Genomic DNA, 7,312 nt, shown 5'->3' on the forward strand with positions numbered 1-7,312 from the left:
TTCGGGCACTTCGGGCACTTCGGGCACTTCGGGCACTTCGGGCACTTCGGGCACTTCGGGTACGTCCGGTACCTCCGGTACTTCGGGTACCTCCGGTACTTCGGGCACCTCCGGCACTTCAGGCACTTCAGGCACTTCAGGCACTTCAGGCACCTCGGGCACGTCCGGCACCTCGGGCACCTCCGGTACTTCGGGCACGTCCGGCACCTCCGGTACCTCCGGTACTTCGGGCACCTCGGGCACCTCCGGCACCGGCGTCACCCCGCTCGGCAACGTCCTGCAGAAATCCGGCAATCTCGTCACGTCGCTCGGCACCGTCGTCGCGAACGGCGGCGCACAGATCGGCGGCGTCACGGTCCCCGGCACGAACCCCACGACCGCGACCAGCGTCGGCAATGCCGTCACGAGCCTCGGCAACGGCGTGCAGTCGGTCGGCAACGGGATCGCGGCCGGCCTCGGCTCGATCGGCGTGTCGGCGAACCCGCTCGGCCCGACGCTCACGTCGACCACCGGCCTGCTCACCGGCACCGGCGGCGCGGTCAACAACCTCGGCAACGCGGTGAAGAGCCTGGGCGCGGGCCCGCTGTCGCCGCTGTCGCCGGTCACGACGCTCGTCGGCGACCTCGCGAACACGGTCGGCACCGCCGTGAACTCGACCGCCTCGGACCTCAACACCGCGCTGAACAGCACGCCGGTCCAGCAGCTCGAGACGCAGCTCGGCAAGGTGATCAATCCGATCACGAACACGCTGACCGGCGGCGTCGACAAGCCCGGCGTCACGCAGACGCTCGGCAGCGCGACGCTGCTCGGTGCACCGCTGAACGGCCTGCTGAGCACGCTCGGCGGCGGCCTCGGCCTCGCCGGCACGAAGATCGGCGGCGCGACCGACTACCCGGTCGGCCAGGGCCTCGGCGGCAGCGTCGGTCAGCTCGGCGCCACGGTGACGTCGGTCGGCGGCCTCGTGTACGGCGGCAGCTCGAGCAGCGGCACCAGCGGCACGAACCCGCTCGCACCGCTCACGGGCCTGCTCGGTTCGCTGACGGGCGGCCTCGGCGGCGGCAGTTCCAGCGGATCGAGCGGCACCGGCGGGACCAGCGGCACGAGCGGCGGCCCGCTCGGCCCGATCACGGGGCTGCTCGGCTCGTTGACGGGCACGCTCGGCGGCATCGGTTCGAGCGGCACCGGCGGAACGAGCGGCACCAGCGGTACCAGTGGCACGAGCGGCGGCCCGCTCAGCCCGATCACGGGGCTGCTCGGTACGGTGACCGGCACGCTCGGCGGCATCGGTTCGAGCGGCACCGGTGGAACGAGCGGCACCAGCGGTACCAGCGGCACGAGCGGCGGCCCGCTCGGCCCGATCACGGGCCTGCTCGGCACGGTGACCGGCACGCTCGGCGGCATCGGCGGCTCGAGCGGCACCGGTGGAACGAGCGGCACGAGCGGCACCGGCGGCACCAGCGGCGCCGGTGTCGGCGGCCTGCTTGCGCCCGTGACGAACCTCGTCAACACGCTGACACCGCTCGGCGCGAGCCTGACGGGCACGATCACGACGCCGGGCGGCGGCCTGACCGGCGCGGTCGGCGGCGTCCTGACCGGCACGCTGACGCCGCCCACGGCCGGCGTCGGCGGCGGTGCGGGCGCCGGTGCGACCGGCGGCGCCGGCGGCGCGGCGACGACGCCGTCCGGCGGCGGCACCGTGTCGGCCGGGCTGAGCGGCAGTTCGAACGGCGGAGCGGCTGCAGGCGGCACAGGCAACCTGCTGTCGCCGGTGACGAACCTGCTCGGCGGTCTGCTGGGCGGCACGAAGAAGTAACGCGGTACGCACTAGAACCAAAGGCCAATGGCCGGGCACACATCATTCCAAAGCCCGGCCGACGACCGGCGTCACCCGCCTCGCGGGGACGCCGGCCCCCCATCCTGACGAGGATCCGATCATGAATTCCACGCTCGACGGCATCGCTGCGGTCCAGGACCGCCCGCCCCGTTCCGCCACCCCGTTCCGCGCCGGCCTGCTCGGCATCGCGGCGGGCCTCTTCGCGCTCTGGATCACGCGCGACCGTCCCGATCTCGACGCGGCGACGCGCGCGGTCGTCGCGAGCCTGTCGATCATCGGCACGATCGCACTGTACGAATTGCTGATCTCGCGCGTCTATCTGCGCCCGAGCGCAGGGCTGTCGCGCCAGGCCGTGCGGCCGCTCGGCATCGCGCGCGTCGCGACGCGGCTCGGCGCGCTCGCGTCGATCTACGCCGGCATCGGCGCCATCTACTGGCTGCTGCCCGAGTATCACGGCGCGTTCTATCTGCCGTTCTGGTCGCTGCTGCGCTCGCTCGCGCCGTACGTGATCGTCGCTGCGCCGTTCTACTTCGCGTGGATGGATCGCCATCAGCGCGAAACCGACGATGCCTACCTGCTGTGGGGCCGCTTCCTGTTTCGCCGCGAAAAGCCCGCGAACTGGCAGCCCGTGCGCGAAATGCTCGCCGGCTGGGGCGTGAAGGCGTTCTTCCTGCCGCTGATGACCGTCTATCTGTCGAAGGACGCCGATCATCTGAGCGCGTCGCTCGCGAATGCGCTGCACGCGCCGATGACGCTCGCGACGTTCGTCTTCCTCTACGACCTGTCGTTCACGATGGACCTGATGTTCGGCACGGTCGGCTATCTGTGCACGTTCCGCATTCTCGACAGCCACGTGCGCACCGTCGAGCCGACGACGCTCGGCTGGGTCGCCGCGCTGATCTGCTACCAGCCATTCTGGTCGCTGATCTCGAACAACTACATCCGCTACGAAGGCTCGCTGTTCTGGGACAACTGGCTGCTGTCCGCGCCGACGCTGCGCGTGATCTGGGGCACCGTGATCATCCTGCTGCTGCTGACGTACGCGCTGTCGACGATCTCGTTCGGACTGCGCTTCTCGAACCTGACGAACCGCGGCATCATCACGTCGGGCCCGTACCGGTTCACGAAGCATCCGGCCTACATCACGAAGAACCTGTCGTACTGGATGGTGTCGGTGCCGTTCGTCGAGCCGCTCGGCTGGCAGGTCGGGCTGATGCACTGCGCGGGGCTCGTCGCGGTGAATCTCATCTACTACGTGCGCGCGAAGACCGAGGAACGTCATCTGATGCGCGACCCCGACTATCGCGCGTACGCCGAGTGGATCGCGCAGCACGGGCTGTTCGCGCGGATCAGGCAAGCATTCGGCGCGCGGCAGCCGGCCTGACGCACGCGGGCGCGGGCGTCGGCGCGTCGGGGCGATCGCGCGCCGACGCCCGCCCATTCGTTCGAGCACGACACCGCTTCCCGGCGTACGCGGTTGCGACCGATCGTCGCGAAACCGCGCGTTTGCGCCGTTTTCGTCGCCTTTCTCCGTCGATCCGGTTGCCCGCGCCGGGTGCGTCGCGTATGGTGCTGACCGTCCGCGCGCAACCGATGCGCGCACACCGACCATCGCTACGTACGATGGCCGCACGGGCGTCGCCCGTCGTCACCGTCTCCGCGGCACCGCCGTTGCGCGCCGCGCGTTCTTGAGGAGAGAGGCGTGATCCACAAAATCGTGATCCTGTTCGGACTCTGCATCGCGGGCCTCGTCGCGATCGCCGCCGGTTTCCAGCACATCCCCAGCTGATTCGCGGCCCCGGCTCGCGCGTCGAGCACGGGGGCCGCTTCCATTCCATTTTCCCTATTGCGATGAACCACCTTCTCGATACGCCCGGGACGGGCGCCTTTTGCCATGCGCATCGACGTACAGCATGCCCAGCACGACATCGACGATGAACTCGACGCACTCTACGCGCGCGTGCACGAGCGCGGCCACCGCTTGCACGGCCTGCCGGCCGTCGCGCTCGGCGACTCGGGCCTGATCGTGCGCCACCGCGAAGCGGACGGCGAATACTTTCTTTATGTGGAAAATCCGGCCGCGCGCGAACTGGCCGGCTACACGGTGTTCAACCGGCTGCCGGAAATCCCGCGTCGCGCCGATCGCCATCTGCGCGCGCCGCATACGCGGCTGCGCGCATCGATGCAGCGCCGCGGGCTCGCGACCGCGCTCTATCGATGGGCGCTCGACGCGGGGCAGTGCTTGATCAGCGGCGCGCGGCAGTCGGTCGGCGCGGCGCAGCTGTGGAACGCGCTCGCGCACGAGTACCGGCACGGCTTCGTCGACGTCGAAGGCCGCGCGCTGCGCTATCTCGGCGAAGCCGTTGCGACGCACGTGCACGATGCGCTGCACACGCGGCGGCTGTTGCTCGGTCGTGGATGGACGCTCGACGAACTGGCGCGCGCGACCGCGATGACGAATGCCGTATGCGGCGCGCAGGGCAGCGGCAATGCGATGCCGTTAGCGCAGCCGTCGCGGCGCTAGCGCGCGCGCGTACGCGTACCCTTCTTCGCCGGCTTAGCGGGCTTGGTCGTCTTCGTGCGCGCCGCGTCCTTGTCGGGCTGCGCGCCGGCGCCGACGAGATCCTCGAGACACGCGAGCGCGTCGACATACGAGAGGAACTGCTGCAGATACGCGGGCGACAGCTCGCGCATCGTCGACAGCGAGCGGTGCACGAGACTGTTCGAATTGAGCGGCCCCGCATTGCGCGGGACCTGGTCGAGCGATTGCCGGTACTGCTGTTCGGTGCGGACCTTCGCCCAGGTCGCGCGGAAATAGTCGACGAGTTCGGGATCGATGCCGCGCCGGTCCGCCTGCGCGTCGCGCGCGAGCCGCTCGACGAGTCCGGCCAGCGCGCCGCGCGACGAGGCATGCGCGGGCGCGGCATGCGCTTGCGGCGCATCCGGGCCGGCCGGCGCCGGTGTGCGGGCGACGAGCTGCGCGTATTCGTCGGCCAGCGCCGCGAGCCGCGCGTCGAGCAACGCGCGCGCGTCGCCGTCGAGTGCGGCCGCGCGCCGTTCGAGCGCGTCGAGCCGATGAAAGCGCACCGGATCGAGCCGCGCCGCGCCCTGCTCGCGCCATGCGTCGAGCATCGCGCGCACCTGCGTCGGGTCGACCGTCACCGCGCCGGCCCTCCGTTCGAGGCGGACTTGCGCGGGACCGGCGCGATCTCGACGCGGCGGTTCTTCGCGCGGCCTTCGTCGTCGGCATTCGAGCTGACCGGCTGCTCGGATCCGAACGCGGCCGCGAACACCGACGACGCCGGCACGCCCGCATCGATCAGCGCGCGCGTGACCGTCAGCGCACGTTTGGCCGACAGCTCCCAGTTGTCCGCAAACATCCGGTTGCCGGCGCGCACCTGCTGATCGTCCGCAAAGCCGCTGACCATCAGGATCTGATCGCGCGTCTTCAGATACGCGGCGAGCGGGCCGGCGAGCGTCTTCAGCAGTTCGCGGCCGTCCGGCTGCAGTTGATCGGAGTTCAGCGCGAACAGCAGGTTGCCGGCGATCCCGATACGCCCGTTCACGAGCGTCACACGCCCCGCCGCAAGCGGCCCCGCGAGCGCCTGCTCGAGCGTCTTGCGCTGCTGCGCTTCCTGCTGGCGCGCACGCACGGCTTCCTCGAGCTTCGACGTCAGCTGCAGCTGCATGCCGATCACGCCGACGAGGATCAGCACGAACGCGCCGAGCAGCACCGACATCAGGTCGGCGAACGCGGGCCAGACCGGCGCGGCTTCCGCGCCGCCGTCGATTTCCTCGTGCATCGCTTACGCTCCGACGGAAGTGCGCCGCCCGGCGATCTGCTGCAAATCTTCGACGATCTGCTTCTGCGACATCATGCTCAGATCGATCACCTCGCGCGCCTGCGCGACGTAGTACTCGAGCTGTTCGTCGCTGCGCGCGAGCGACTTCTCGAGCGCGGCCTCGATGCGCTGCAGATGCGCGAGCAGCTTGTCGTTCGACTCGCCGAATACCTGCACGGCCGCGCCGAACGCATCGCCGAGGCTCGCGACGTCGACCGCGCCGGCCGTCACCTGCGAGGCGACCGCATCGAGCTTGCGGCTTTGCGCGTCGACCGTGTCGTTGAAGCGTGCGCCGATCCGGTCGAGCAGATCGGCCGACGTGCTGACGAGCGCGTCGATCGCCGCGCGCTGTTCGGTCGACGCGTGGTTGACCGCGCCGAGCAGCGTTTCAAGCGTCGCGAGCAGACGGCTGCGTTCTTCGAGCATCGCGGTGTCGCGCACCATGCTTTCCGAGAGCCGCTGGCGCAGTTCGGCGACAACGTCGGCTGCCGCCTTCGGCGCTTCCGATGCGGCCTGCACGAGCCGCCCGATCTCGTTGATCGTGTCGCTCGCCTGTGCCTGCGCCTGCGCGGCGATGTCGTTCGCGGTGCGCGCGAGCGTGTCGCAGATGTCCTGCTGACGCGCGGCCGCGTGTGCGCTCGCCTGCTGCCATTCGTCGCGCAGCGCGGCGGCCATCGCGGCGAGCGATTCGTTCCATGCGGACAGGCGTTCTTCGTCGCGTGCGGCCAGCTGCGTTTGCAGGCCGGTGTGCGAGTCGCGAATCGTCGTCAGCAGATCGTTCGAGCGTTGTTCGAAGGTGGCGGCTTGCGCAGCGAGATCGCGCGTCGTTTGCGCGAGCGCATCGCAGATTTCCTGCTGACGGCCTGCGCTGTGTACGCCCGCACGTTGCCATTCGTCGCCGAGCTTCGCCGCCATCGCAGCGAGCGATTCATTCCATGCGGACAGGCGTTCTTCGTCGCGTGCGGCGAGCTGCGTTTGCAGGCCGGTGTGCGAGTCGCGAATCGTCGTCAACAGATCGTTCGAACGTTGTTCGAAGGTCGCGGCTTGTGCGGCGAGATCGCGCGTCGTTTGTGCGAGCGCATCGCAGATTTCCTGCTGACGGCCGGCGCTGTGTACGCCCGCACGTTGCCATTCGTCGCCCAGCTTCGCCGCCATCGCGGCCAGCGATTCGTTCCATGCGGACAGTCGTTCTTCGTCGCGCGCGGCAAGCTGCGTTTGCAGGCCGGTGTGCGAGTCGCGAATCGTCGTCAGCAGATCGTTCGAGCGTTGTTCGAAGGTGGCGGCTTGCGCAGCGAGATCGCGCGTCGTTTGCGCGAGCGCATCGCAGATTTCCTGCTGACGGCCTGCGCTGTGTACGCCCGCACGTTGCCATTCGTCGCCGAGCTTCGCCGCCATCGCAGCGAGCGATTCGTTCCATGCGGACAGACGTTCTTCGTCGCGCGCCGCCAGTTGCGTCTGCAGGCCGGTGTGCGAGTCGCGGATCGTCGTCAGCAGATCGTTCGAGCGTTGTTCGAAGGTGGCGGCTTGCGCAGCGAGATCGCGCGTCGTTTGCGCGAGCGCATCGCAGATTTCCTGCTGACGGCCTGCGCTGTGTACGCCCGCACGTTGCCATTCGTCGCCGAGCTTCGCCGCCATC

Annotated in this window: 5 protein-coding genes and 2 pseudogenes; 3 read left to right on the forward strand and 4 right to left on the reverse strand. The window is 69.7% G+C overall.

What is annotated here, in order from left to right:
• A pseudogene (locus ACSHSS_RS18240) lies at positions 1–405 on the reverse strand (highly repetitive protein); the annotation flags it as partial.
• On the opposite strand from ACSHSS_RS18240, the gene ACSHSS_RS18245 reads away from it, so the two are divergent.
• The 3 genes from ACSHSS_RS18245 (at position 341) to ACSHSS_RS18255 (ending at position 4,358) form a co-directional block, all read left to right on the forward strand.
• Positions 341–1,813, forward strand: a complete 1,473-nt coding sequence (locus ACSHSS_RS18245) for a collagen-like triple helix repeat-containing protein (RefSeq protein ID WP_230938469.1) — start codon at positions 341–343, stop codon at positions 1,811–1,813. The pseudogene ACSHSS_RS18240 and the gene ACSHSS_RS18245 overlap by 65 nt on opposite strands.
• A gap of 121 nt (positions 1,814–1,934) precedes the next feature.
• The gene (locus ACSHSS_RS18250) at positions 1,935–3,218 is read left to right on the forward strand and encodes an isoprenylcysteine carboxylmethyltransferase family protein (protein WP_006397897.1); all 1,284 of its coding nucleotides are present in this window, start codon (positions 1,935–1,937) and stop codon (positions 3,216–3,218) included.
• 510 nt (positions 3,219–3,728) lie between these two features.
• Positions 3,729–4,358 (forward strand): acetyltransferase, encoded by a 630-nt coding sequence (locus ACSHSS_RS18255; RefSeq protein WP_445545331.1) that lies wholly within the window; start codon positions 3,729–3,731, stop codon positions 4,356–4,358.
• Here ACSHSS_RS18255 and ACSHSS_RS18260 read toward each other — a convergent pair.
• The 3 genes and pseudogenes from ACSHSS_RS18260 to ACSHSS_RS18270 all read right to left on the reverse strand — a co-directional run.
• Complete coding sequence (locus ACSHSS_RS18260) at positions 4,355–4,996, reverse strand: DUF2894 domain-containing protein (RefSeq protein ID WP_105822956.1); 642 nt, start codon at positions 4,994–4,996, stop codon at positions 4,355–4,357. The genes ACSHSS_RS18255 and ACSHSS_RS18260 overlap by 4 nt on opposite strands.
• The gene (locus ACSHSS_RS18265; protein WP_006397894.1) at positions 4,993–5,637 is read right to left on the reverse strand and encodes an OmpA family protein; all 645 of its coding nucleotides are present in this window, start codon (positions 5,635–5,637) and stop codon (positions 4,993–4,995) included. The genes ACSHSS_RS18260 and ACSHSS_RS18265 overlap by 4 nt, the downstream gene beginning before the upstream one ends.
• A gap of 3 nt (positions 5,638–5,640) precedes the next feature.
• Positions 5,641–7,312: pseudogene (locus ACSHSS_RS18270) on the reverse strand (DUF802 domain-containing protein); the annotation flags it as partial.

The sequence above is a fragment of the Burkholderia sp. BC1 genome, from assembly GCF_052683555.1.

What these genes read in the sequence shown, in the direction of transcription:
- ACSHSS_RS18265 (WP_006397894.1), bottom strand. Translation starts at nt 5,637, where the DNA reads ATGCACGAGGAAATCGACGGCGGCGCGGAAGCCGCGCCGGTCTGGCCC.
- ACSHSS_RS18250 (WP_006397897.1), top strand. Translation starts at nt 1,935, where the DNA reads ATGAATTCCACGCTCGACGGCATCGCTGCGGTCCAGGACCGCCCGCCC.
- ACSHSS_RS18255 (WP_445545331.1), top strand. Translation starts at nt 3,729, where the DNA reads ATGCGCATCGACGTACAGCATGCCCAGCACGACATCGACGATGAACTC.